Annotated in this window: 27 protein-coding genes; 24 read left to right on the top strand and 3 right to left on the bottom strand. The window is 30.9% G+C overall.

Annotated features, from left to right (window positions below):
- The 19 genes from DCC35_RS14720 to DCC35_RS14635 all read left to right on the top strand — a co-directional run bounded on the left by DCC35_RS14720 (position 1) and on the right by DCC35_RS14635 (position 16,750).
- Positions 1 to 993: an NAD-dependent 4,6-dehydratase LegB gene (locus tag DCC35_RS14720; RefSeq protein WP_137091523.1), complete on the top strand. Its 993-nt coding sequence runs from the start codon at positions 1 to 3 to the stop codon at positions 991 to 993.
- A gap of 10 nt (positions 994 to 1,003) precedes the next feature.
- Positions 1,004 to 2,026 (top strand): N-acetylneuraminate synthase, encoded by a 1,023-nt coding sequence (gene neuB / locus DCC35_RS14715; RefSeq protein WP_137091522.1) that lies wholly within the window; start codon positions 1,004 to 1,006, stop codon positions 2,024 to 2,026.
- A gap of 18 nt (positions 2,027 to 2,044) precedes the next feature.
- Positions 2,045 to 2,461, top strand: a complete 417-nt coding sequence (locus tag DCC35_RS21575) for a UDP-N-acetylglucosamine 2-epimerase (RefSeq protein WP_217495853.1) — start codon at positions 2,045 to 2,047, stop codon at positions 2,459 to 2,461.
- Positions 2,395 to 3,147, top strand: a complete 753-nt coding sequence (locus tag DCC35_RS21570; RefSeq protein ID WP_217495966.1) for a UDP-N-acetylglucosamine 2-epimerase — start codon at positions 2,395 to 2,397, stop codon at positions 3,145 to 3,147. Before DCC35_RS21575 ends, DCC35_RS21570 begins: the two co-directional genes overlap by 67 nt.
- Entirely contained in the window at positions 3,134 to 4,180 is a 1,047-nt protein-coding gene (locus DCC35_RS14705) for a nucleotidyltransferase family protein (RefSeq protein ID WP_137091521.1), read from the top strand. The genes DCC35_RS21570 and DCC35_RS14705 overlap by 14 nt, the downstream gene beginning before the upstream one ends.
- On the top strand, positions 4,180 to 5,247 hold the full coding sequence (locus DCC35_RS14700; RefSeq protein WP_137091520.1) for an N-acetylneuraminate synthase family protein: 1,068 nt from the start codon (positions 4,180 to 4,182) through the stop codon (positions 5,245 to 5,247). The genes DCC35_RS14705 and DCC35_RS14700 overlap by 1 nt, the downstream gene beginning before the upstream one ends.
- The gene (locus tag DCC35_RS14695; protein ID WP_137091519.1) at positions 5,244 to 6,053 is read left to right on the top strand and encodes a cytidylyltransferase domain-containing protein; all 810 of its coding nucleotides are present in this window, start codon (positions 5,244 to 5,246) and stop codon (positions 6,051 to 6,053) included. The genes DCC35_RS14700 and DCC35_RS14695 overlap by 4 nt, the downstream gene beginning before the upstream one ends.
- A 10-nt stretch (positions 6,054 to 6,063) precedes the next feature.
- Complete coding sequence (locus DCC35_RS14690) at positions 6,064 to 6,708, top strand: SGNH/GDSL hydrolase family protein (protein ID WP_137091518.1); 645 nt, start codon at positions 6,064 to 6,066, stop codon at positions 6,706 to 6,708.
- Entirely contained in the window at positions 6,701 to 6,991 is a 291-nt protein-coding gene (locus DCC35_RS14685) for a hypothetical protein (RefSeq protein WP_137091517.1), read from the top strand. Before DCC35_RS14690 ends, DCC35_RS14685 begins: the two co-directional genes overlap by 8 nt.
- A gap of 134 nt (positions 6,992 to 7,125) precedes the next feature.
- On the top strand, positions 7,126 to 8,109 hold the full coding sequence (locus tag DCC35_RS14680; RefSeq protein ID WP_137091516.1) for an MATE family efflux transporter: 984 nt from the start codon (positions 7,126 to 7,128) through the stop codon (positions 8,107 to 8,109).
- Entirely contained in the window at positions 8,099 to 9,553 is a 1,455-nt protein-coding gene (locus tag DCC35_RS14675; RefSeq protein WP_137091515.1) for a glycosyltransferase family protein, read from the top strand. Before DCC35_RS14680 ends, DCC35_RS14675 begins: the two co-directional genes overlap by 11 nt.
- Positions 9,537 to 10,232 carry a CatB-related O-acetyltransferase gene (locus DCC35_RS14670; protein ID WP_137091514.1) on the top strand — a complete coding sequence of 232 codons (696 nt, stop codon included), beginning with the start codon at positions 9,537 to 9,539 and terminating at the stop codon, positions 10,230 to 10,232. Before DCC35_RS14675 ends, DCC35_RS14670 begins: the two co-directional genes overlap by 17 nt.
- 26 nt (positions 10,233 to 10,258) lie before the next feature.
- Positions 10,259 to 11,131, top strand: a complete 873-nt coding sequence (locus tag DCC35_RS14665) for a glycosyltransferase family 2 protein (protein WP_137091513.1) — start codon at positions 10,259 to 10,261, stop codon at positions 11,129 to 11,131.
- A 1-nt stretch (position 11,132) separates the two neighbouring features.
- A complete protein-coding gene (locus tag DCC35_RS14660) occupies positions 11,133 to 11,996 on the top strand; it encodes a sulfotransferase family protein (RefSeq protein WP_137091512.1) in 864 nt (287 codons plus the stop codon).
- Positions 11,989 to 12,855, top strand: coding sequence for a glycosyltransferase (locus DCC35_RS14655; protein WP_137091511.1), 867 nt, complete (start codon positions 11,989 to 11,991; stop codon positions 12,853 to 12,855). Before DCC35_RS14660 ends, DCC35_RS14655 begins: the two co-directional genes overlap by 8 nt.
- On the top strand, positions 12,852 to 13,631 hold the full coding sequence (locus DCC35_RS14650; protein WP_137091510.1) for a polysaccharide deacetylase family protein: 780 nt from the start codon (positions 12,852 to 12,854) through the stop codon (positions 13,629 to 13,631). The genes DCC35_RS14655 and DCC35_RS14650 overlap by 4 nt, the downstream gene beginning before the upstream one ends.
- A complete protein-coding gene (locus DCC35_RS14645; protein WP_137091509.1) occupies positions 13,631 to 14,494 on the top strand; it encodes a sulfotransferase family protein in 864 nt (287 codons plus the stop codon). The genes DCC35_RS14650 and DCC35_RS14645 overlap by 1 nt, the downstream gene beginning before the upstream one ends.
- A 1-nt stretch (position 14,495) precedes the next feature.
- On the top strand, positions 14,496 to 15,653 hold the full coding sequence (locus tag DCC35_RS14640; RefSeq protein WP_137091508.1) for a glycosyltransferase family 4 protein: 1,158 nt from the start codon (positions 14,496 to 14,498) through the stop codon (positions 15,651 to 15,653).
- Positions 15,650 to 16,750, top strand: coding sequence for a glycosyltransferase (locus tag DCC35_RS14635; RefSeq protein ID WP_137091507.1), 1,101 nt, complete (start codon positions 15,650 to 15,652; stop codon positions 16,748 to 16,750). The genes DCC35_RS14640 and DCC35_RS14635 overlap by 4 nt, the downstream gene beginning before the upstream one ends.
- 199 nt (positions 16,751 to 16,949) lie before the next feature.
- Here the strand turns inward: DCC35_RS14635 and DCC35_RS14630 are convergent, their stop codons facing one another.
- The 3 genes from DCC35_RS14630 to DCC35_RS14620 all read right to left on the bottom strand — a co-directional run bounded on the left by DCC35_RS14630 (position 16,950) and on the right by DCC35_RS14620 (position 20,469).
- Positions 16,950 to 17,999, bottom strand: a complete 1,050-nt coding sequence (locus DCC35_RS14630; RefSeq protein WP_137091506.1) for a right-handed parallel beta-helix repeat-containing protein — start codon at positions 17,997 to 17,999, stop codon at positions 16,950 to 16,952.
- A gap of 151 nt (positions 18,000 to 18,150) precedes the next feature.
- Positions 18,151 to 19,026 carry a hypothetical protein gene (locus DCC35_RS14625; RefSeq protein WP_137091505.1) on the bottom strand — a complete coding sequence of 292 codons (876 nt, stop codon included), beginning with the start codon at positions 19,024 to 19,026 and terminating at the stop codon, positions 18,151 to 18,153.
- A gap of 6 nt (positions 19,027 to 19,032) precedes the next feature.
- Positions 19,033 to 20,469 carry an MBOAT family O-acyltransferase gene (locus DCC35_RS14620; protein ID WP_137091504.1) on the bottom strand — a complete coding sequence of 479 codons (1,437 nt, stop codon included), beginning with the start codon at positions 20,467 to 20,469 and terminating at the stop codon, positions 19,033 to 19,035.
- 149 nt (positions 20,470 to 20,618) lie between these two features.
- On the opposite strand from DCC35_RS14620, the gene DCC35_RS14615 reads away from it, so the two are divergent.
- The 5 genes from DCC35_RS14615 (at position 20,619) to DCC35_RS14595 (ending at position 24,861) form a co-directional block, all read left to right on the top strand.
- Positions 20,619 to 21,734 (top strand): glycosyltransferase, encoded by a 1,116-nt coding sequence (locus DCC35_RS14615; protein ID WP_246070032.1) that lies wholly within the window; start codon positions 20,619 to 20,621, stop codon positions 21,732 to 21,734.
- 186 nt (positions 21,735 to 21,920) lie between these two features.
- The gene (locus tag DCC35_RS14610; protein ID WP_137091503.1) at positions 21,921 to 22,298 is read left to right on the top strand and encodes a GxxExxY protein; all 378 of its coding nucleotides are present in this window, start codon (positions 21,921 to 21,923) and stop codon (positions 22,296 to 22,298) included.
- A 364-nt stretch (positions 22,299 to 22,662) separates the two neighbouring features.
- Entirely contained in the window at positions 22,663 to 23,649 is a 987-nt protein-coding gene (locus DCC35_RS14605) for a GNAT family N-acetyltransferase (protein WP_137091502.1), read from the top strand.
- Positions 23,650 to 24,030, top strand: a complete 381-nt coding sequence (locus DCC35_RS14600; RefSeq protein ID WP_137091501.1) for a hypothetical protein — start codon at positions 23,650 to 23,652, stop codon at positions 24,028 to 24,030.
- 213 nt (positions 24,031 to 24,243) lie between these two features.
- Complete coding sequence (locus tag DCC35_RS14595; RefSeq protein WP_137091500.1) at positions 24,244 to 24,861, top strand: hypothetical protein; 618 nt, start codon at positions 24,244 to 24,246, stop codon at positions 24,859 to 24,861.
- The last annotated feature ends 270 nt before the right edge of the window (positions 24,862 to 25,131 follow it).

Here is a 25,131-nt window from a genome sequence, read left to right as displayed (position 1 = left end):
ATGCAAGAAAAAAAAGTTTTAATTACTGGGGCAGATGGATTTATTGGCAGCCACTTAACTGAATTACTGATTAAAGAAGGCTATAAAGTAAAAGCATTTGTTTATTATAATTCATTTAATTCATGGGGCTGGCTTGAGACTTTGTCAAGGGATACTTTATCTCAAATAGAGATATTCTCCGGGGATATTCGAGATCCAAATGGAGTTAGGACTGCTATGAAAGGTGTGGATATGGTTTTTCATTTAGCTGCTTTAATCGCAATCCCTTTTAGCTATCATTCTCCCGATTCTTATGTTGACACGAATGTTAAGGGTACCCTTAACATCATTCAAGCAGCAAAGGATCTAGGTTTAGAAAGAGTACTTGTTACATCTACCTCTGAAGTATATGGAACGGCCCAGTTTGTTCCAATAACAGAAGATCATCCCAAACAACCCCAATCACCTTATTCAGCATCAAAGATTGGTGCAGATTGTATAGCAGAATCTTTTTACAGAAGCTTTGATCTTCCTCTCACCATTGTCAGGCCATTTAATACCTATGGCCCCAGACAATCAGCAAGGGCTATCATCCCAACAATTATTTCACAATTATTGAATAAAAAGCAAGAAATTAAACTTGGTGATTTAAGGCCAACCAGGGATTTATTGTATGTTGAGGATACTGCAAGAGGATTTATAGAAATAGCAAAATCTGATAAAACTATAGGTGAGCACGTAAACATAGCGACAGAATCTGAAATATCAATGCAGGAATTAGCTCAGACAATGATTGATCAAATTAATCCTCAAGCTAGAATTGTTACAGATAATGAGAGATTAAGACCGGAAAAAAGTGAAGTTTTCAGGTTGTTTGGTTCGGCGAAGAAAATTAAAGAACTTACTGATTGGACGCCGAATTATACCTTGGAGACAGGATTGGCTGAAACAATAAGCTGGTTTTCTCAAACAGAAAACCTAAAAAATTATAAAGCGGATATTTATAATATTTAGAATAATCTAGATGAGAACATTGATAATTGCTGAAGCAGGAGTAAATCATAACGGTAATATTGAGATTGCTAAAAAACTTGTAGAAACTGCAGCTGAAGCAGGAGCTGATTATGTTAAGTTTCAGACATTTAAAGCTGAAAAAATTGTTAGTTTTAAGGCTAAAAAAGCTGATTATCAATCTTTGAATCTTAATGATGATCAAATTTCACAATATGAAATGTTGAAGAAGTTAGAGCTTTCTCATTCTGATCATATTGAACTAAAAGGGTTTGCAGAGAAATGCGGTATAAAATTCACTTCAAGTCCTTTTGATGTTGAGAGTATAGAATATTTACAGAAAATAGGAGTTGATTTATTTAAATGTCCAAGTGGGGAAATAACAAACTACCCTTATTTGAAAGCTCTTGCTCAAACAGGGGCAAAATTGATATTGTCAACAGGTATGGCTAATTACGGCGAGATCGAAGCTGCCATTCAACTATTAATGGAGAATGGTTTAAAAAAAGATAAACTAACTGTCTTGCATTGCAATACTCAATATCCTACACCATTGAAAGATGTTAATCTCCTGGCAATGAATGCTATAAAAACTGCTTTTGGAGTCAATGTTGGATATTCAGATCATACCTTGGGGATTGAGGTTCCTACAGCTGCTGTAGCTTTAGGTGCTTCAGTTATTGAGAAGCATTTTACCCTTGATAGAACAATGGATGGCCCTGATCATGTTGCATCACTTGAACCAAATGAATTGACAAGTATGGTGCATGCAATTAGAAATATAGAACTAGCCACTTCAGGATCAGGGATAAAAGAGGTTACTCCAAGTGAATTGGAAAATAAAAAGATTGCTCGCAAAAGTATTCATATTATTAGGCCTTTAAAAAAAGGAGATGAAATACGGGAATCTAACTTAATTAGCCTTAGACCAGGCGATGGGATTTCTCCTATGGAATGGGAGCGGATAGTCGGTAAAAGGGTTACAACTGATCTTGAAGCAAATCATATGTTGGAGTGGAGAGATATATCTAATTGATTTCAAAAATTGAAATTTATGAAATTAGGCGTACTAACAAGTTCAAGAGCCGACTTTGGAATATATAAACAATTGCTTAAGGAGATTTCGGAGCTAATAAATTTTGAAATAATTGCCTTTGGTACTCATCTTTCAAAATTTCATGGTTTTACTATAGATGAAATAAAATCAGAATTTTCAGTTCCTATTCATGAGATTAATACTGTTATCGCAAATGATGATATGAATTCAATCTCAACATCATATGGATTAACGGTTCAGAAGTTCGTAGATTTTTGGGATAATAATAACTTTGATATTGTACTTTGTTTAGGGGATAGATATGAAATGAATGCGGCAGTACAAGCAGGAATACCCTATAATATTAGATTCGCTCATTTTCACGGGGAGAAGAATCTCTTGGTGCGATTGATAATATTTACAGGCATCAAATAACTCTCGCTTCACATATTCATTTTACTTCATCCGAATTATATTGTAAAAGAGTTATTGAATTAATTGGCTCTTCACAAGGAGTTTATAATGTAGGATCAATTGCTCTGGATAAAATAAATAAATCTTCTTTAATATCTGAAAATGATTTTAGAACCAAATATAATATTCCTGAAAAGGAGTTTATATTAATTACAATTCATCCTGAAACTAAAAATATTGATAGTAATGAAGTTTTTGCTGAAGAAATTTATAAAGCAGCATTTGAACTAATTAAAGGTTTTCATCTGGTAATAACGATGCCAAATAGTGATACTAAAGGATCTATTTTTCGAAATATGTGGAAAAAGCTGAAATCTGAATTTCCCACTGATGTCTCTTTAATAGAGAATTTTGGCTCAGAAAACTATTATGCAGCTATGCAATACGCTAAATTATTATTGGGGAATAGTTCAAGCGGTATAATTGAAGCTGCTACTTTCAATAAATATGTTGTTAATATTGGAGATAGACAAAAGGGGAGAGCTAGAAGTTTAAATACTATCGATGTTGACTTTGATTATAAAGATATACTTTTTAAAGTGAAAGAAATTATACCAAAGGGTGAATTTAAAGGTAATAATGAATACTTTCAGGAAAATTCTATCCAAAAAGTGATCAATATAATAAAAGACTATGACGGATTTTAGAAGGCACTTAATTACTAAAGGAACAAAAATAAAAGATGCGTTAGTACAGCTAAATGATTTAGCAAGTGATGCAATTTTGTTCGTAGTTGACGAAAGTAATAAATTGATCGGATCTTTAACTGATGGAGATGTAAGAAGGGGGTTAATTAAAGGGATACAGATTGATGCTCAGGTGGATGATATTATTCAATCAAATCCGAAATTTTTCAAAAAAGGTGAGAATAATATTTCTGAAGTTATTGATTATAGAAAAAATAATTATAAAATAATTCCTGTTGTAGAAAAAGATCATACGGTTGTTAATGTCGTTAACTTTAGAAAAAAGAAATCTTACCTTCCTATTGATGCCGTGATCATGGCCGGTGGCAGAGGGGCTAGATTAAGGCCACTTACTGATAATACTCCAAAACCTTTATTGAAAGTTGGTGAAAAACCAATTATTGAACATAATATTGATAGGTTAAATAGTTTTGGTATTGATGACTTGTGGTTATCTATTAGATATCTTGGAGATCAGATAAAGGAATATTTCGAGGATGGATCCTATAAAGGTGTAACCATTCAATATGTAACAGAGGATGAGCCATTAGGCACCATTGGGGCTGTAAAAAAAATAAAAAATTTCAAACATGATACCGTATTAGTAACAAATTCTGATTTATTAACCGATCTGGATTATGAAGATTTTTATATACAATTTTTAGAGTCGGGGGCTGATATGTCTGTTGTAACAATTCCATACAAGGTAGATATCCCTTATGCAGTATTGGAAACGAATGATAGCCAGGTTCATGATTTTAAAGAAAAACCAACATATACATACTATTCAAATGGGGGGATTTATTTAATTAAAAAAAATGTATTAGACTTAATTCCTGAAAATGAGTTTTTCAATGCGACTGATTTGATGGAAAAACTGATAAAAAGCTCCAATAAAGTTCATTCATATCCATTAATAGGGTATTGGCTGGATATAGGTAAACATGAAGATTACAATAAAGCTCAAAGCGATATTATGAAATTGAAAATATAATGCATTTTTATAAAAAACCATATTTAATAGGAGAAACTGCATTTCATCACCAAGGAGATGTGAATTACTTATTTAAGTTAATAGATGAGGGAATCAAAGCTGGGGTAGATACACTGAAATTTCATTTATTATTTGATCTTGATGATTATTTCATTAAAGATCATGAAGCATATGAGGTGCTTGATAATATGATTATTCCAGAAAATGATTGGAATGAAATTCATTCTTATTGTTTAAAAAAAGGTATTAATCCTATTTACTTGTGTAATGATGTAAAAGCAATAAGATGGGTAAATAAGAAGGACAAAAATAGTGTATTAGGCATTGAAATACATGCAACTGGAATTAATGATATATTTTTATTAGAGGAAGCTTCAAAATTCACATCCTCAGTTTTTCTTGGTACAGGTGGTTCTACGTTTGATGAAATAGAATTTGCTATATCATATTTGAAAAATAAAGGTAAGCAAAACATAATATTAATGCATGGATTTCAATCTTATCCAACAAACTATAAAGATGCTATTTTATCAAAATTATCTGTATTAAGAGACTTATATAAATTGCCTGTAGGATACGCTGATCATACGGATCCAAAAGATGAGTATAATTCGTTTATCAGCACAATGGGAGTAGCTTCAGGTTTTAATATTCTTGAAAAACATTTTACACTAGATACTAGTAAAAAACGAATTGATTCTCAGGCAGCCGTAAGTTTAGATCAATTAAAACAAATTCGAAACTTAATGAATGTTGCCTATGAAGCTTTTTCGTTTGATAGAAGATTGGATATGAGTGATAGTGAAAAGGCTTATGGTGATGTTGGACCAATGAAAAAAGCACTAGTAGTTGCAAAAGACTTAGAAGAAGGTCATGAAATTCAAATCACTGATCTAGCATATAAAAGAACAAACAATAGCGTACCTGTAAAGCAAAATGAAATTTTTTCCTTTTTGGGAGAAGTTACCAATCAAAAAATAGATAAAGATACTCCTATCAATTATAATCTTGTAGATTATAAATTTAAAAAACCAGATGTGTCACAATTTTTTGTAAAAGAGAAATGAAAATAGGTGTATTAATTACCGCAAGACTAAAATCTTCGAGATTACCACTTAAGTTAATCATGGATTTAAATGGTAAATCTGTAGTCGAGCATGTAATCAACAGAGCTAAGCAAATCAAAAATATTGATAAGGCAGTATTATGTACTTCAACTAATTCTCAGGATAGTATTCTAACTGATATATGCCTGGATAATAATATTCATTATTTTTTAGGATCAGAGGAAGATGTTTTGGGTAGGATGTATAATGCTGCTAGATTTTATGGGTTGGATTATATTGTGAGTATAACTGGTGAGAATCCCTTGTTTTCTATTGAAAATGCAAATCTAGTAGTTAATGAATTTAAAAATAACCTAAATACGGATTTTATTTATACTGAGGGTCTACCTATTGGTTGTTCTGTATATGGGCTTAATGTTAAAGCTTTGGAGTTAATTTGTGAGATTAAAGAGGAAGTTGATACAGAAATATGGGGGTACTTAATAAATAGACCGGAGGTATTTAATGTGAAATGTATTGACCAAACTTTGAAAAATATTGAATCAAATTTTAGATTAACCATAGATTATCAGGAAGATTTTATTCTTATGAATGAAATTTTTAAAAACTTTTCATCTAATTATATTCCCAATATTTATGATGTTGATTCCTTATTTGAAAAAAATCCAAATTTGAAATTCATTAATTCAGATAAGGTCCAAGCAACTGTTGATGATTTAGTAATCAAAAGGATAAATGATTTTTATAGGAAAAATCATGACCAAATAATAAAGCGGAAGGAAAAGATTTATAAAAATCAAATTTAACTATAGTTGGATGGTAAAAAGAATTTTGGTTTTTACAGATTCATTAGGCTTACCAAGAGAATTACCTGAGACCTGTGAATTTGAGGAAACTTGGCCATATCTATTGAAAGAGGTTTTTTTAGTCCATCAAGTTTCTATAGGTGGAGGAACAATAGGCGATTTATTAAGGCAGGTTTCTTATCATAAAATGTTTAAGCCAGATATTGTAATTATTCAAAGTGGGATAGTTGATTGTGCTCCAAGGTCATTGAAACATTTTGAGCTTGATTTAATAAAAAGAATTCCTTTTATATCAAATGTTCTTCTTAAACTAATAAAGAAAAATTCAAAATCATTACGTAAAATTCGTAAAACCAGCTATACATCACCAGAAGATTTTAAAGAAAAAAATGGTCGTATAAAAATGAGTTTAAAAGATAGTAATATATATGCACTATCAATTTTGCCCGCATCTGAAAAATATGAAAAGAAAGTTCCTGGTATAACTCAAAGCATTGCAAAATATAATTCTATTTTGAAGGAACTTTATTTAGATAAATTTATTGACCTAAATGATATTCCTAGAGAGTTTATTATGTCGGATTCTATTCACCTAAATTCTAAAGGCCAAAGATATATTTATAAATTAATTTTGGAAAAACTTTCAAATGCTTAAAAAGCTATTTTCACATACAGCAATTTATGGATTAGCTCCCCAGGTAACGAAAGTGGCCTCTTTTTTTTCGCTACCATTAATAACAAAAGAATTAACAGATATAGATTATGGAGTGGCTGGAATATTAACAGCATATACTGCGGCATTATCTGTATTTTCCATGATTGGATTAAGGGTAGTTTTAGTAAACTCTTTTTTAAATCACCTAATTTTTATAAATGGGGGTGGAGACAAATATATGGGTTTCTTTCTTTATGGAATATCATATATTCTTTTTTATTAGCCACATTAATATATTTTATTGTTCCAGAGGAAGCCCATAATAATAGATATTTAATTGTATTTCTAAACATTGGTCCAATTTTATTCTTTGGTCCAACATCAAATTTGTGTAGCACATACTATCAGCTAAAGCAAATGCCTTTACAAATAGCTATCAGAACAATTATTTTAGGTGTTTTATCTGTGGGGCTTAACATTTTATTTATAGTTCATTATAAGCTGGGATATATGGGATGGTTCTGGTCATCATTTATAGTTGGTGTATTACGTAATTTATCCTATTTTTTTCCTCTGAATTATATATTGAAATTAACTCCAATATTTAATTTTAAATGGAGATATATTCGTTCTGCTTTGAAAATAAGTTTACCCATGGTTCCTCATTACTATTCTTCGTATTTACTGGAAAGTAGTGACAAATTGATAATGGATGTGATGAAAGTTCCTACTGCAAATATTGGAAGATATAATATCGCATATACTGTAGGGAAATTCACAAATTCATTGGGTACCGCCAGTGGATTAGCCGTTGGTCCACTGTTAAATGGATATTATAAAAAAAATGATGATAAGTCAGCCGCAGGCTTAATATTTATTCTTCAGATCTCATTCCTGATTATAACTTTTATTCTTTCAATATGGATGAAAGAGTTATTCGGATTACTAATTAAAAATGTAGAATTGGCATCGATGTATTATTTGGGGGTCATAATTGTTATGGCTTATAATTACAGGCCAATGTATTTTGGAGCTAACGCAAAACTAATGTATATAGAAAAAACCAATTTACTCTGGAGAGTGACATTTGGAGCAGGTATTATTAATTTATTATTGAACATATGTTTTATACCAATTTTCGGATTTGAGGTTGCAGCATATACAACCTTTGTTTCTTATATGGTAATGGGTTATTCAGGGTATTATTTCAAAGTTTTTTCGGATAATTCTGATGCTAAATTTTATCCTATGTTTTGGTTGCTCTTAACAATTATATTAACTGTTTTTGCTAAAATAACTGTTGAGTTTGAGCAGCAATACAAAATTTTTATTTCCTTCATAACTCTTGGTATAGGCACGTTATTTATTTATAAAATTAACAATAAAATACATGCAATATAAAGACCGGATTGCATTAGTGAAGTTTCTTTTAAATCTCGAACAAAAGTATAAAGTTGAAAGAATTGAAATTGAGGGGATTAAAATATGGCCAATTATTAAGAAGTCGATTTTTTTTCTTCAGTTCAATAGAAACAAAAAAAAGAGTTCTCAAAAAAAAGTAAGAAATACTCTATACGGAAAATTTAGAAACAAGCTCCTGTCGCTAATTAGATTTTGTTACTCAATTTTTAATCTCCTGTTTTATTACAATTTGAGTAAATCAAAAGTTGTATTCTCTGGAGCGAAAGGGCATCGCGTATTTTACAATAAACATTCTGTTAACAGGTATTTTGATCCAATTATTGATCAACTGGAAATTCATGGGGGAAGAGGTTATTTGTTTGAGTATTCAGTTACCAATAATTCAAAACTTTATAGAAGAGAAAGGGTTTTTAAACTAACTTATTTGTTTCCCTTTTTTAAATTTTTCACAAATTTCCCTTCTGTTTCTTTAAAAAATGATGAAACGGATTTAAATAATATCTTATTAGAAGTCCAAGAAAGATATGATCTAGATAAACAGTTACTTCTAAATAAAATTTTAAGTATTCTTTTTACTGTAATTGTTTGGGCCAAGATTTATTCATTTATTTTTAAAAAGGTTAATCCTGAATTAAGTTTTGGCTTATGTTATTATAATAATGAAATGTTGGGTATGAATCTAGCGGCCTCTCGTCTGGGGGTAATGTCAATTGACATGCAGCATGGAGCACAGGGAGAACTTCATCCAATGTACACTTATAATCGTAAACTTTTAAGTGATTTTGAAATGCTTCCTGATATCTATTGGGTTTGGGATAAAGTTTCTGGAAAAAATATTGAAAATTGGATTAGACCAAATAAAAAGGTAATCTATGGTGGAAATCCATGGATTGATTTTTTAAAAGAGAAATCTATTTCAATTAATGTTGATAAACCGGTAATATTAATCACGGTTCAACCTCTTAATCCTGTTCTAGAGAAAGATATTCTTGAAGTTATTTATAAAAGTAGTGATAGGTATGAATGGTGGATTAGGTATCATCCTAGAATGACTTTGTCTGAGAAAAACGATTTTGAAAAGGAGTTGAAGGAATTTAATATTCTAAAAAAGGTTAATTTTGATATCCCTAATGAACTTGAGTTGCCACAATTATTAGAAATTGCCTCCGTTCATATTTCACGTTATAGCGGTTCAATATCTGAAGCATCAATGGTAGGTGTACCTTCAATAATATGTGATGAAATAGGTTTGGAAATATATAAAGATCTTGAACTCAATCAGACTATATTTAATGGCTGTCTTGAAAATAGTGATGAAGTTTTATCTTTAATTGATACTGTTATTAGTCTTGGGAAAAATGATAGAAAGGAAACGAATACAGAAAAAGATTATAAAGTTATATTAGATGAGATTAATAGCTAAAATAAAATACCGGATTATAAATAAATTGTTTTTTGAATTTAAAAGATTTAACCATATAAATTTAGAAAAAGGATACTCCATAGACCAAAATGCTATTATAAGAAAATCTGAAATAAAGGGTAAGGTTAATATTGCAGAAGGTTGTAAAATAATAGGAGGAGTTAAAATTACTGGTAAATCTCCCGTTAACATTGGCAGGTATACTTCACTTAATGGGCCTAACATGGATATTCTTGCAAGTGTAAACTCTGTAAATATTGGCTCTTTCTGTAGCATAGCAAGAAATGTTTCTATTCAAGAATTTAATCATCATTTTGATAGATTAACAAGTTATTATATAAATACAAATATATTGGGTGGTAAGGTTGAAGATGATATTTATTCTAAAGGAGATATAATCATTGGAAATGATGTATGGATAGGTACTCAAAGTGTTATTTTATCCGGAGCCAAAATTGGGAATGGAGCAATAATTGCTGCAAATAGCGTTGTAAACGGTGAAATACCTCCTTATGCTATAGCCGTGGGATCCCCTGCCAAAGTCATAAAATATAGATTTAATCAGGAAACAATAGATAGGATAGAAAAACTTGAATGGTGGAATTGGTCAACAGAGAAGATCTTAAAGAAAAGAAATTTATTTGAACTCCCTGTAAATCAAATTGATATTAATAAATAGTACTGTTTCATCCTTTAAATTTAGCTATGTCCCACTTTAAAGTTTCTGTTATTATTCCAGTTTATAATGCAGAAAAGTATTTAGAGAATGCTGTCAAATCTGCAATTAACCAAAAGGAAGTTGGAGAAATATTATTAATAGAAGATAGAAGTCCTGATAATGCATTAGAACTTTGTAAAAGTTTGGCTGATAGATATGACAAAGTAAAATTATTCACACATCCAAATAGAGAAAACAAAGGAGCAGGCCCAAGTAGAAACTTGGGGATTGAATATTCTAATTGTGAATATATATCCTTTTTAGATGCTGATGATTGGTATTTGCCAGGAAGATTCAGTAATGAGGCTGAATTATTTAATAATTCGAATGTCTATGGAGTTTACAGTTGTGCGCAATATTATTCTGAAAAGAAAGTCAAATCATTAAATAAATTTGCAAGATTTCATCAACCTTATTCGGGAATTAACTTATTTCATAAATTATTAATACCAGGAGCTGGTTCATTTTGTACAAATTGTATAACAATCAGGAAAGATATATTTAATGAAATTCAGGCTTTTCGAGAAGATTTAAGATTGCATCAAGATTCTGAACTTTGGGGTAGATTATGTTTTCATTATAATGTTGTTCCTGGTAAATGGGAAAAACCCACAGCGATGATAAGAGTTCATGATGAAAACCGTATCTCAACAAGTAATTTTAAAACAAAATCATTTTTAGCTAATATTCAGTATGAGTATTTTTCCAATATTAAAAGCAGCCTGGATTATAAATCAAAATATATATTAGCTTACAGGAGAGCTTTGTTTAACATAAGAAAGGCCGATTATCCAAATTCAATTAATTTTAGAATTACCAGGTTAAAATACTTTTTTAAATGGTATTTAAGGATTTTATAAAATGAAAAGTAATAAAATGAACTTTATTTGCTTAGGTGCTCCTAAGTCAGGAACCACAAGTCTTTTTCATTATCTAAAGGGTAATCCAGAGGTTCAAATGCCATTTGAAAAAGAATTGCATTATTTTAATGCTGAAGATTTTGATCCGGATAAAGTTGATGTTTATCATAATAATTATTTTGATAATTTTGAAGGGTTAAAGGGTAAAGTAGCTTCAAGGTATTTTGTCAATGATCTTGTTCCTGAAAGATTATACAATTATAATCCAGATCTTAAATTGATTGTTATTATGAGAGAACCTGTTGAAAGAGCATTTTCTCATTATAAAATGATAAAAAGGATTGATGAAATAAGTTTGACCCTGGATGATGTACTTTATAAAGAATCGTCTGAAAAATCTTTTAATAAAATAAAAGAACGAGTTTTAGGGAATAGTTTATATTACTCCAATATTAAAAAATATTTAGACTTTTTTCCGATCGAAAACTTCCATTTTATGTTTCTTGAGGAATTAGAAGCGAATCCTCACTTTGAAATGGAAAAATTATATAGTTTTCTAAATATCAATTCAAGATCAAAAGTTGACGTAACTAAAAAACATTTTGAATCAAAGGATGGAAAGTTTTTCAATAGACTTGTTCCTGTATTAAGCAAATTTAAACCTTTGCAACTGATCTGGAATTCCTTTCCTAAAAAGACAAAGACAAAAATTCTTCATTTTTATAATACAAATATTAAAACATTAGGGACTAAGAAGGAAACATTATCTATTTCTGAAAAGAAAAAGTATCGAAAGATATTTAGTAATGATATTAGTTCATTGAATAATATTGTTTCAGTTCCCTGGAAAGAATATAATGGATAAAATAAAATATAAAGCGTTTTTAGTAACATTTAATCGTAGCGATAGATTGAGCAATGTCATAGATTCTATTCTGAATCAGACAATTAAGCCTTCAATTTTATATATTATTAATAATGGGAGTACAGATAGTACAGACGAAGTGCTTAATTATTATCGCAATTTTGATAACCTTAAAATATTAAATACAGGAAATAATATTGGACACGGTGCTGCACTAGCTTATGGTTTTAAATATTATTTATCTGATAGTTTTATCGATTCTGATAATCTAATGTTGTTTGAAGACGATAGCGTTCCCAGCCCGGAGTTGAGTGAATATGTAATAAAGAATTTTTATAAATATTCTTCTGATTTTTTGTGCTTGGATGGTTTTAGTATTAAGCTTGGAAAAAGAACTAAACCCGATTTTTCTAATTCAAAACTAGTTGAATTAGATTTTGGTCTTTTTGATGGTTGCATATTTAAAGCTGAAATCATTAAAAAAGTTGGTACTCCTGTTGAAGATTGGTTTATGATGTATGATGACATTGAGTATTGTCAAAGAATTCGAAAGGCCGGATATAAAATTCATTGTATTGAAAATATTTATCATGAAATTGATCATTCGGGTGCTATGGGACAAACTAGTTCATTATGGCGTGGCTATTACCAGACTAGAAATCATGTGCATTATTTGAAATTGCACGCTAATTCATTTGAGGTTTTTGATTTTTTAGTAATAGAGTCTAAGAGAATTATCGGGACCTTATTAAAGGGAAATTTGAAAAAGTTTAAATATCGGTTAATTGGTTTATTAGATGGAATTCTAGGTGTTAAGGGGAAATCATTGAATCCTGCAACTTTTAAATTTGAAAGATGAATTTTGATTTCAGTTTAAAATCTAAAATATTAGCTTATCATAAGTTTAGTGCTAAAAATGAGTTTAATAAACACCTGAAATTAATTAGTAATAGAACTGATGTTCTCATTACTGTAGATGATGGTGATATGTCATTCTATGATAATGCTTTTCCTCTTTTAAAAAAATATAATATTCCCTCTATTCTTTTTATAATTCCTTCCTTGATCGATACGGATAAACCTTTTTGGTGGGATGAATATTTTTATTATTCAGATAATCAAGGTAATAATAACGAATTAAATTGGTTAAAATCAATCCCCAATAAAGACCGTCTAAGCTTTTTAGAAACATTAAAGCAAAATAGTGATAAACCTGTTTACAAGAAGAAACAACTAACAATTGATCAATTATTAGAAATGCAGGATAACGGAGTGATAATAGCAAATCACAGTTATACTCACCCGATGGTTGATCAATGCACAGAAGATGAATTAAGGGAAGAACTAAGTAAAACCAAAGACTTCTTTGATAGAAACAAATTGAATGGGTTTGAGACTTTTGCCTACCCGAATGGCAATTTCAATGAACTGGCCGAATCAATTCTAAAGGAATTCGGTATTAAGTATGCTTTTCTTTTTGATCATAAAGTAAATGGTAAAAACCCTGATCCGTTAAGAATATCTCGTTTAAGTGTGAATGATTCAACCCCAATGACTAAGTTTAAGTTTATTTTATCGGGGTGGCACAGTAAATTATTACCTTTGATAAAAGCCGGACATAAGCTTTTAAATTAGTGGCTAAAAAGACAATTAAACATAGATTTTTCACTCGTTTCAGGAAGAATAAAATAGTCAGTGATATCTTTTATCATACAGGATTTGACGTTAATCCTGAAAAGTGGGTTTTTATAGTTGGTTGTTATAATTCCGGAACCACTCTTTTAACTGAAATTTTATCCAAATCAAGCGAACTTACGGTTTTACCTGACGAGGGTGTGATGCTGACTGATGTGCTTCCCAGGCCTGAAGACTTTGGCTGGAGAAGAATGTGGGTGAAGTGTGAAAAGGATATGGAGGTTCATTCAAATAATTCAAATCGGATTATTAAAAGGATGATACGGCATTGGTCTCATTTTGTTAATAAGTCAAACAAAATTATTGTAGAGAAATCTATCTCTAACACTGCCCGAATAGAATTCTTCACCAGAAATTTAGATAATGTTTTTGTAATTCACTTAGTTAGAGATGGATATGCTTCCGCTGAAGGAATTAGGCGAAAAGCTGAAGTGATGCCTGAAATAAAAGGCGAGGTTGGAGATCAATACGATATCTCTTTTGCTATTGAACAATGGAAACGGAGTGTTAACAAAGTGAATGAAGCTAAAAACCAGATACCTAATTTTATCGAAATAACTTACGAAGATTTAACCGCCGATCCCAAAAGCGAAGTAAATAAGGTGACAGAGTTTTTGGGTGTCTCAAATTTAAATGAAAGTGATTTTTCAGATACTTTTCAAGTTCATGGTAAGTCAGCTAAAATATCTAATCAAAATCAGAAAAGTTATAATCGATTGGACTTAAATGATTGGAAAGTAATAAATGATTTAGCCAGCGAAGAGTTAAAAGAATTCGGATATTTCAAACCGGTAAAGCAATAATATGAAGATTCTTTTTATACAGGACAGCCTGGGCACTGGAGGGGCTGAACGATCAAATGCTCATTTATGGTATTACCTAAGAGATAAAGGCGTTGATTTAAAAATAGCTGTACTGGAACATCGACAAGTTGGAATTGAAGAAGAAATACTAAAGGCTGGTTTTGATGTGCACTTTGTTAAAGAAAAAGGATTTTTTAACCAGTCTAAAGAAATTGCCGGCTTAATCCGGGAGTTTAATCCCGATTTGGTGCATACAGTATTGTTTAAAGCATCTCTGAGAACAAGAATTGCTAAACTATTCACTTCTTTTGTCCATATAGAAAGTCTTGTAAATTGTACTTATGACACGGTAAGGTTAACTGATAGCAGGATATCAAAAAAAGCATTTTACTTTTATAAGTATCTTGATATGATCACAGGTAAGTTGTTTACGGATAAATTTATTCCCATTACTAAAGTTGTTCATAATCATTATCAAAAAGAATTGGGAATTCATCCAACGAAGATGAAGGTTATTTATCGAGGGAGACAAGAAAATCAATTAATTCAATCAAAAGAAGAATTAAAAGGAGAAGTTCTTAAAGAGTTAGATATCCCGGAAGACAATATTATAATAACCCATGTTGGGCGACAGGAGTTTCAGAAAGGACATCTTGTTTTATTAAATGCAATAAAGAGCCTTAATATTAAAGAAAAATCAAAAGTCTCTTTTTTGTTTTTTGGTCGGGAAGGTAATGTGAGTGAAGATATAAAATCATTTCTAAAGGCAAACAGACTTGGTGCAGATATGCACTGGATGGGACATAGAAATGATGTGGCAAAATTTTTAGCAGTTACAGATATATTTGTTTTTCCCTCTTTTTATGAAGGTCTTGGTGGATCTTTAATAGAGGCTCAGGCAGCAGCTTTACCCATAATTTGTACTGATATTCCAGTGTTAAATGAGGTGGTAGATAAGGATGGTAATGCATTGCTGTTTAGAAAGAATGACCATTTGGATTTGTCAGATAAGCTTTGTCATTTAATAAATAATGAAAAGCTGAGAGCTGAAATGGGGAAGAAAAGTCTTCAAAGATTTAGGAGTAAGTTCAAGATTGAGGATATTCACGAGAAAGTATTTACTTATTATCAGGAAATTATAGATTCAAGTAGAAGATGAAGATCCTTCACCTTATACAAAAAAAGCAACTAAGGGGAGCTGAAATATTTACCTGTCAATTAGCACAGTATCAAATTAATTCAGGTCATGATGTTTTAATAGTTTATTTATTTGATGGGGATGCAGAAATGCCTGTTTCTGAAAAATTATTGATTCCCTTAAATGGTCAAAAGAGTAAAAGATGGTGGGACTTTAAAGCATACAAAGCATTAAATAAAATAATTTCTGAATTCGCACCTGATATTGTACAGGCAAATGCAGGTGATACATTAAAATATTCTGTTTTATCAAAATTGTTGCATAGCTGGAAACAACCAATCTGTTTTAGAAACGCCAGTATGGTTAGTAATTATATTAATTCTCCAATCACAAAATTTATCAATTCATTTTTTTATAGATATACCAATATTATAGCTTCTGTATCTAAGTCTTCCATGGAAGATCTTAATAATTTATTTCCTTCAACAACGCCAAAGACAAAAGTAATTCCTATAGGATTGGATATAGATAAAATCAATTTTACACCTTCCAAGTATGAAACTAAGCAATTCAACATCATCCACGTAGGCGGATTTACATTTGAAAAAAATCATGAAGGTTTAATAAGAATTTTTGATCGGTTATTGAAAAAGAATAATTCCCATCTTCACCTTATTGGAGATGGTCCCTTGAGAAAAAAAACAGAGGAAAAAGTTGAGAAATTGAACCTACAACAAAGTGTTACTTTTTATGGTTATGTAAATAATCCATTAGATTATATTTCAGGAGGTGATATATTTGTGTTGCCAAGTATAATTGAAGGATTACCTGGCGTTATACTTGAAGCGATGTTTTGTAATATTCCTGTAGTTGCATACGATGTCGGAGGAATTAAAGAAATAATTAAAGAAGATATTACCGGGAAATTAATTAAAAAAAATGATGAGGAGACTTTTGTTGAAAGTATAATTATCCTCATGAATAACCCTGAATTAAGAAACAAAATAGTTTCTAATGCAAAAGCATTAATAGAATTGAAATACAATAATTATAAAATCTCTGATGAATTTATCAGCTTTTATTTCAAGGCATTGAATGATGATAATAAAATTATCTGATTTAGATTCTTTCTAATATTAAAACTTATATTTAATAAGACTCTCTAAAATAAAATCTATAGAAATTAAATTTCAACTAAAATAAAAGTATTCTTTCTTATTCAACGACATTTAAAAGTTAATTAATATAAAAACAATTACACTTAAAATTGATAAGTAAGGCTTAGTGTCATCAATTTTAAGTGTAATTATAAAGTTATTAATTGCCTAATTTTTTAAAACTTGGAGAGCCATGTGAAACAAAATTATTGTTTAGGTGTAAATTTGTAACATTTCTACCACCTACTAGATGCATATCTCTATAAGCTTGTGCTCTAATTTGATTTCCTTCTGCTGTAAATCCGTTAACATTAAATAATTTCCAAATGATTCCTTGTGGATTTCCATATCCTTTATGAGAACTGTTATCGTAAAAGTAGTAAGGGCCTTGCTTTCTCTTATTTTTAACATTTCCCAAGTAGATGTCAGCCGTAGAATTAATCTTATTATTTTTAACCGTCACCTCGGTAACAATACCTTTTGAAGAAGCTGCAGCAATCCATTTTAATCTTTTACTCCCGAAAACATTACCTGATATTGTAATATTTTTTATGGTATCCGAATTATGGTTACACTCAAGATCTATATGGGCTCTTCTAATCTCATTAAATTCATTGTTTTTGATTTCAATATTAAATCCTTCAGTAATTGCTATACCTTGCCTTCCATTTTTAGAGATATTGCAATTTTGAATTAAAATTTGCGAAGATCTTTTACTAATGTAAATGCCATCACCATAAATTTCTTTAATATTAGCTCCTTCAATAACTATATTTTTAGAATTAATAATTTCATACGCATGTTGAGCTTCTAACCTTCTAACATATGCTTTTTCACTTGTTCCACCATTTGAATGTGGTCCATCAATATTTAAATTCAAAATCTTAATGTTTTTTGAATTTTTTATTATTACGTGGGATCGGTTTCGAGGCCAATTTCTTTCTTTTTTGTGCAAAGGCTTTACATTTTCACCGCTGGTATTTGATATGATTGTTGATCCTGAAAAATCAAGTACTAACCCTTCTTTACCTTCTATTATTAAAGGTTCTTCTCTATTGAAAGATTGCTTTTCAAATGTGTATTCTGTCCCGTTTTCTAATTCGGTAATAAATTCTTGTAGATCAGAATTCTTTGATAATGAAACTCCTTTTTGAGCTTTACAGGAGATGATCAATAATGTTGTTATAAATGATATTAATATAATTCTCATAATTATCTCTTTTTAGGTTACTTGGCCAAAATCATGCCACTTTTCTGATAGGGTTGGTCATTAATAAAATTCAATATGATTTCCGACTAAATGAATTTTTAGTAGTGTAGGGAATTGTATGAAATTTATAATACTTATTGTTATTTCTTATTTAATCTTGAATGTAATCTTTCACTTTACTTGTGAAAAATACAGCTCCTTCGCTATTTAAATGATCTGAATTTAAATACATTGATTCTGGAAGGGAAATATCAGATTGGTCAAAAACACTTATTTGTTGATTTTTAAATGAAGTTTTCAGGCTATCAAATTTTTTGAGATATATATCCGGGATTAGATTAAAATATTTTTCATGTACTGGAGGTGAAACCAGAATAATCTTCACATTTTTTTCATTACATAGATGAATGATTTTATTTAAATATTCAATAGATGTTTTAGAGAAGCTATATATAGAATCATTATTATAAAAATGTCTTTTTATAGCAGTTTTGAAGTCGTTTATATCGCTTTTTGAAAAATTATTATAACCTTTTCCAATAAAATTAGAATGATGGTTTGTTTTAGGGAATAGTAATATGTTTTTGAGTTTAATTATATTTTTAAGGTGCCAGTCAATTTTAACATCGTTTTGAATTTCTGCAAATCTTTCTATTGAATAAGATCTATTGAACATTTCCTTAGCAGCCCATTTATTAGTCGAAAATTTAATATCGTTGAAACCAGAAATACTATGATGAGTGAAAGCCAAAATTAAGGTATCCGGAATATTGCTTTTAAATATTCTATTTAATTTCCAATAAGTGATCACATATGGTTCAGCAGGTTGACTAACATTTCTTGCTGATTTAAATAAAGATGGGTTTAAGGCTTTTTGAGTATGAGAATCTCCGGCTATAAGTATATTAGTTTGTTCAAATTTTAATTGTTTAATAAAAGCATGGTAATAGTTGAATCCTCCTGTGAATGTACAATATATCACTAGAATTAGTAGAAAATTAATTACTTGCTTTATAAATTTATTCATAGTTTTTTAAAACTGAAAGTAAATAAATTCCTGTTGATCTCCGGCAAAATAAAAGATCGAAAAAATTAACAAGTAGTATGTAGCCCATCTCAAAGGTTTATACCAACGCTCACCAAATTTTTCAATTGCGAAATTATTATTTCTACCCAGCCATTCTATAGTTAGAAATACAAAAAGTAATCCTAAAGTTTTATATGGGGCTATTTGGGGCAGAGAGAAAAGATCATAAGAAAGAATGTTAGCCAAATAATTTAAAGCGTGATCCACAGTATCAGCTCTGAAAAATATCCAGGCTAAAACTGTAATGGCAAATGTAAATAATATCGAGACAGAGTCTTTAACTGAGGGTAATATACGTCCCTTACTTATCTCATCTGTATTTTTTCTGTTTCTTTTAGTTAATAGTAATGGCAGGAAGTATAACGCATTTAATCCACCCCAAATTATAAAAGTCCAATTAGCACCATGCCAAAATCCACTTACCAGGAAGATAATAAATGTATTTCTGACTTTCATCCAAGTTCCTCCTTTACTACCTCCTAATGGAATATAAAGATAATCTCTAAACCAAGTTGACAACGAAATATGCCATCGTCTCCAAAATTCTGCTATATCTCTACTGAAGTATGGGAAGTTAAAGTTTTTCATCAGGTCAAATCCAAATAATCTGGAAGTGCCTATAGCAATATCTGAATAACCAGAGAAATCTCCGTAAATTTGAAAAGCAAAAAATACAGCTCCTAAAATAAGAGTACTGCCATTATAGTTTTCATAATTAGCAAATATTTTGTTTACAACCACTGCACAATTATCTGCGATTACCACTTTTTTAAATAATCCCCATAAAATTTGTCTTAATCCGTTTACTGCTTTAGTATAGTTAAAGGTTCTTTTTTTATAAAACTGAGGAAGTAAATTAACTGCACGTTCGATAGGTCCGGCTACTAATTGCGGGAAAAAACAAACAAATGCAGTAAAAGAGATAAAGTCTTTAGAAGGTTCAAGTTTTCTTTTATAAACATCAATGGTATAACTTAATGTTTGGAAAGTATAGAAGCTAATCCCGACGGGGAGTATGATATTTAAGCTATAGCCATCAATTTGATATCCGAAAAAAGTAAATGCTTGTTTGAAATTGTCAAGAAAGAAATTGAAATATTTGAAAAACCCAAGAAATCCCAGGTTAACTAATATGCTTGTCCATAAAAGAACCTTTCTTTTAGTCTTCACCTCTTCTTTTCGAAGTTGTAATCCAATAGAGTAATCAACTAGTGTGCTAAAAAGAATTAAGGAAAGAAATCGCCAGTCCCACCAACCGTAAAACACATAGCTAGATACAACTAATAATATATTTTGAGCTTTTAGAGATTTGTTAAAAACAAACCAATAAAGAAAAAAAATCAGGGGTAAAAAAATTGCAAACTCTAAAGAATTAAAAATCATTATTTTCCTGAACGGGTTGCTATTATCTCTCGTGCAAAAATAGAATATAAAATAAATAGAAAAACATATAGATGGAATAATATCTTAGTAAAAAGAATATTTAGCTAAACTTCTTTTTAGCGCAAGAACTCATTATTTATCTTCGCTAAATGAAAATTAAAGTCCTGCATATAATTAAGTCTTTAGGTAGGGGCGGAGCGGAAATGCTTCTTCCTGAAACTTTGAAGATTCACAATAAAGAACAGTTTGAATTTCATTATATCTATTTTCTTCCCTGGAAAGATCAAATGGTAAGTGCTATAGAAGGGGCAGAAGGAAAAGTAACTTGTTTTGATGCTTCCAATAATATTAAGATAATGTTAAAGGCAAAGAGCGTCATGAATTATTGTCAGGAAAATAATATTGATATTATTCATTGCCACTTACCCTGGGCAGGATTTTTAGGCCGGGTAGTTCATAAGATCTCCGATATTCCTGTTCTTTACACAGAACATAATAAGCAAGAACGATATCATAGAATTACATATTCTTTAAATAAACTTACTTTTAACTGGCATAATATTGGGGTTGCCGTATCTGGAGATGTTGCAGAATCTATTAAACATAATATCTCACCATCCATTCCTGTTAAAACAATATTGAATGGTGTTAATACGGAGAAATTTCAAAGAAATAGTAATGCTGCTAATTTAATTAGGATAAAGATTGGTGTGCCTGAGTCAGGAATATTGATAGGAACCGTCGCAGTATTCAGATTTCAAAAGCGATTGAAAGAATGGTTAAAAGTATTTGCTGAAGCTTCTAAAGAAAATCAAGATATTTATGGTGTTATAGTTGGAGACGGTCCATTAAAACAGGAGATCCTGGAAGAAAGGAAACGTCTTGGGCTTGAAGATAAGGTTTTTATGCCCGGTCTTCAGACAAATACAATTGATTGGTTTTCAGCTATGGATATTTTTATGATGACCTCAGAATTTGAGGGCTTGCCAATAGCGCTTCTAGAAGCAATGAGCATGGAATGTGCAATAGTAACTACTGATGCCGGAGGGATTAAGGAAGTGGTTGAAGATGGAAAGTCAGGTAGTATGGTTGAAGTTGAGAACTGGCAGGAATTATCGGGTAAAATTAATGAGCTGGTGAATAATCCGGATAAACTTAAATCACTTCAACAAGGAGCAAGGGAAAGAGTAGTGGAGAGTTTTAGTTTGCAGACTATGGTTAATCAACTCGAGGAGCTCTACTTAGAAACACTGAATAGTATATAAAAGCTTCGCTTTTTTAATTTAATACACCGCAAAGACGCAGAGGACGCAAAGATTTAAATCGAATTGAAGAGAAAGTATCTCTAAATCATTGATCCTGGCAATGATGATAGTATTTCCTCCAGGGCGAATAAGGGGCGCTAAGAAAATGCTTACACATTGTTTACAATACAACCAATACTATTATTTATGAACGAAAATGAGCTATCAAATGTAGTAATTAAAGCTGCTATCGAGGTGCATAAAGAATTAGGCCCAGGACTTTTGGAATCAGTTTATGAAAAATGCCTGGTTTATGAATTGCAACAACTAGGATTATTCGTTAAAAGCCAAATTTCTTTACCCCTGTCTTATAAGAACCAACAATTGGATTCCGGTCTTAGGCTTGATGTAATTGTAGAAGATAAATTGATATTGGAGATAAAATCTGTTCAGGATTTTGAACCAATTCATACTGCCCAACTATTGTCATATTTGCGATTGACTAATACAAAATTAGGTTTGCTTATTAATTTCAATGTTCCATTAATAAAGGATGGAATTAAAAGAATAGTGAATCAATTATAAAAAAAACTTTTTATTAAACACACTGCAAAGTTAAGTCCCTGACATTCATTGTTATAGGGAGTAAAGGGCCCTAAGAAAATAAAATGTTGCATTTTCATTGTTATCAATGATGAAATAGTTCATTATAGGGATTTTGGTACCAATTAATAATCAGCTTGCTGATTACTTTGCGTTCTTAGCGCCTTTGCGGTTGACTTTTTTAAACCCGCTTGCTTGTTACTTTTCCCTCTTGTAGTAAAAGATAATGCTATGGCAATTATTTTTTAATAGAAGGTGGTTTTATTTCATATTTAAGTATTATTTTAAAAATTAAACAGATAACTATACCAATAACTTATAACCAATCCCTAATAACGTTTAAAAAATGACAATTCGCCCCGGTACCCATTCAGATATCCCAGCAATTATCAAGTTACTCAAACTATCCCTCGGTGAGGGCCTAATGCCAAAATCTGAAAAATACTGGCAATGGAAGCATGTAGATAATCCTTTTGGTGAATCACCGGTATTATTAGCCTTTGAAGGTCAAGAATTAGTGGGTGTGAGGGCCTTTATGAGATGGAGATGGACGAATGGAATAGAAACTGTTGAAGCGATAAGAGCAGTAGATACAGCTACTCATCCTGATCACCAGGGTAAAGGTATCTTTAAAAAACTAACCCTTGCTGCATTAGATCATTGCAAAGAAATGGGGATCAATATGGTATTTAATACTCCCAATGAAAAAAGCATGCCTGGTTATATTAAAATGGGATGGGTAAAAGCAGGAAAGCTTCCTATTGGGATCAAAATTCTTTCCCCTTTTAAAATGGCCTTCAATTATATAAAGAATAAAAAAGCATCCGGATCCGGATATGAATTACTGGGTAAAGAAAATAATGAATTGATTGATGTGATCGATCATTCAAATCCTGAAAAATATATTGGTTTAACAGGATACCTGCCAGGAATATGGAGAACTGTTTATTCAAATGAATATATTAAGTGGAGATACGCAAAGGTTCCGGTTGCAAAATATTTTTCGATTACTGATAGTGGGTTATATATCAATTATCGAGTTAAAGAAAACAGATGGGGTAAAGAGTTAAGGATTTGTGATATCTTTGCAGCAAAAGGTGTCAACAAGTCTGATATCAATAAGGCAATAAAATCAGAAGCAAAAAATATTAAAGCAGTAGCGATAACTTTTGGCAGCGTAGAACACTATCCTGGTAAAAAACTAATTAGTGCGACGATGAATCCATCAATTGGCCCCATAGTGACCTGGAGACATATTCAGGAGGTGAATGAAAAGGAATGGCTGGATTTTAATCAATGGAGTCCGTCACTTGGAGATCTTGAACTTTTTTAAATGATATACGGATTACTGATCATAGCAATAACCTGGGGGATTAGCTTGAGTATTATTAATAATTATCAAAGCAATAATCCTAAAATTGATCTTAATTTTTTAAAGAACTTAATTCCTTATCATCTATTTCTATCTTTTGCATATTATTTGTATGCAGTATTTAATCCATCAGATTCGCAATATTATTACAAAAAAATATTGTATAATTTTAGAGGGCCTGAATGGATGGATTTTTACGGAACCAGTACTACATTTATCGAATGGATCGGGTATCCTTTTGTGAAATGGTTTGGTTTTAGCTATGAAGCCATGATGGCTCTTTTCTCCTTTTTTGGGATGCTTGGCTTTATTTATTTTTACCTTTTTTTAAAGAAAGAATAAAGTTTAACCATTCTTTTTTGGGTTTGATCTGGTTACTTTATTTTTCCTATTACCTAACCTGCATTTCTGGTCCGGATCATTTGGAAAAGGTTCAATAATTTTTTTGGTATCGGGCTTTTCTTTTATGGTCTGAATAATATAAAAGGACGATGGAAAATATTGCTATTGGCAGGGTTGTTAATATATCATATTCGTCCTCATATTATGTTTGTCATGTTAATATCGGCAATAATTGGATTTACATTTAGTAATAAAGGGGTGACTACAGGAATGAAAATAGGGGTAATTATTATTGCAGCTGGGGCATTTGCTTTTATTTACCAGGATGTACTTGCGATGGTTGGTATAGAACAAGGCGAAGAAATTGCCTCGGGATTGAACTTAGATCATAGAGCCGCGGAATTAGCAAAGGCCACCTCTGGAATTGATATTTCGAGTTATTCTCTTCCATTACAGGTTTTTACATTTTTATACAGACCACTCTTCTTTGATGCTCCGGGAATGCTTGGGCTCATTGTGTCTTTTGAAAATGTATTCCTTCTTGCTGTGACTATTATGTTTTTTGCTAAAGGAGGTCTTAAATATCTATTTACCGGGGACTTTACAGTTAAAACCGCCTTTCTCAGCTTCATAACAGTTTCCATCGCACTTGCCCAAATATCTGGTAATCTGGGTATTGCCATCCGACAAAAAAGCCAGGTAATGCTTTTGTTCTTATTCGTTATAGTAAAAATGCTCGATGATAAGAAAATGAAAGCTGCTTATGCTGCGTGGAAAGAGAAACAGCGTAAAGCAAGGATGAGGGCACGGATGGAGTCGATGATGAATTAGTTATTAGGAAATTAAGTTATTAGTTATTGGAGAATGGTTATTGGAGAATAGTTATTAGGAAATTGGTTACTCGTTATTAGAGAATTGTTATTAAATTGCCTTAATTGAGTCAAATGTAATTCATTTAATTATTTTTTAATCCTGGTCAATCCTTGTTTAGAAGTTAAGCGGTTCTAATCTAGAAGAGTAATTCCTATTTGAATGAGGGGATTCACAATCAATAACTAATAACTGGTAACTAATAACTTGTAACCAATAACCAATCCCCAA

The sequence above is a fragment of the Mangrovivirga cuniculi genome (assembly GCF_005166025.1).
Taxonomy (GTDB): domain Bacteria; phylum Bacteroidota; class Bacteroidia; order Cytophagales; family Cyclobacteriaceae; genus Mangrovivirga; species Mangrovivirga cuniculi.
This window is presented reverse-complemented; position numbering and strand designations above follow the sequence as displayed.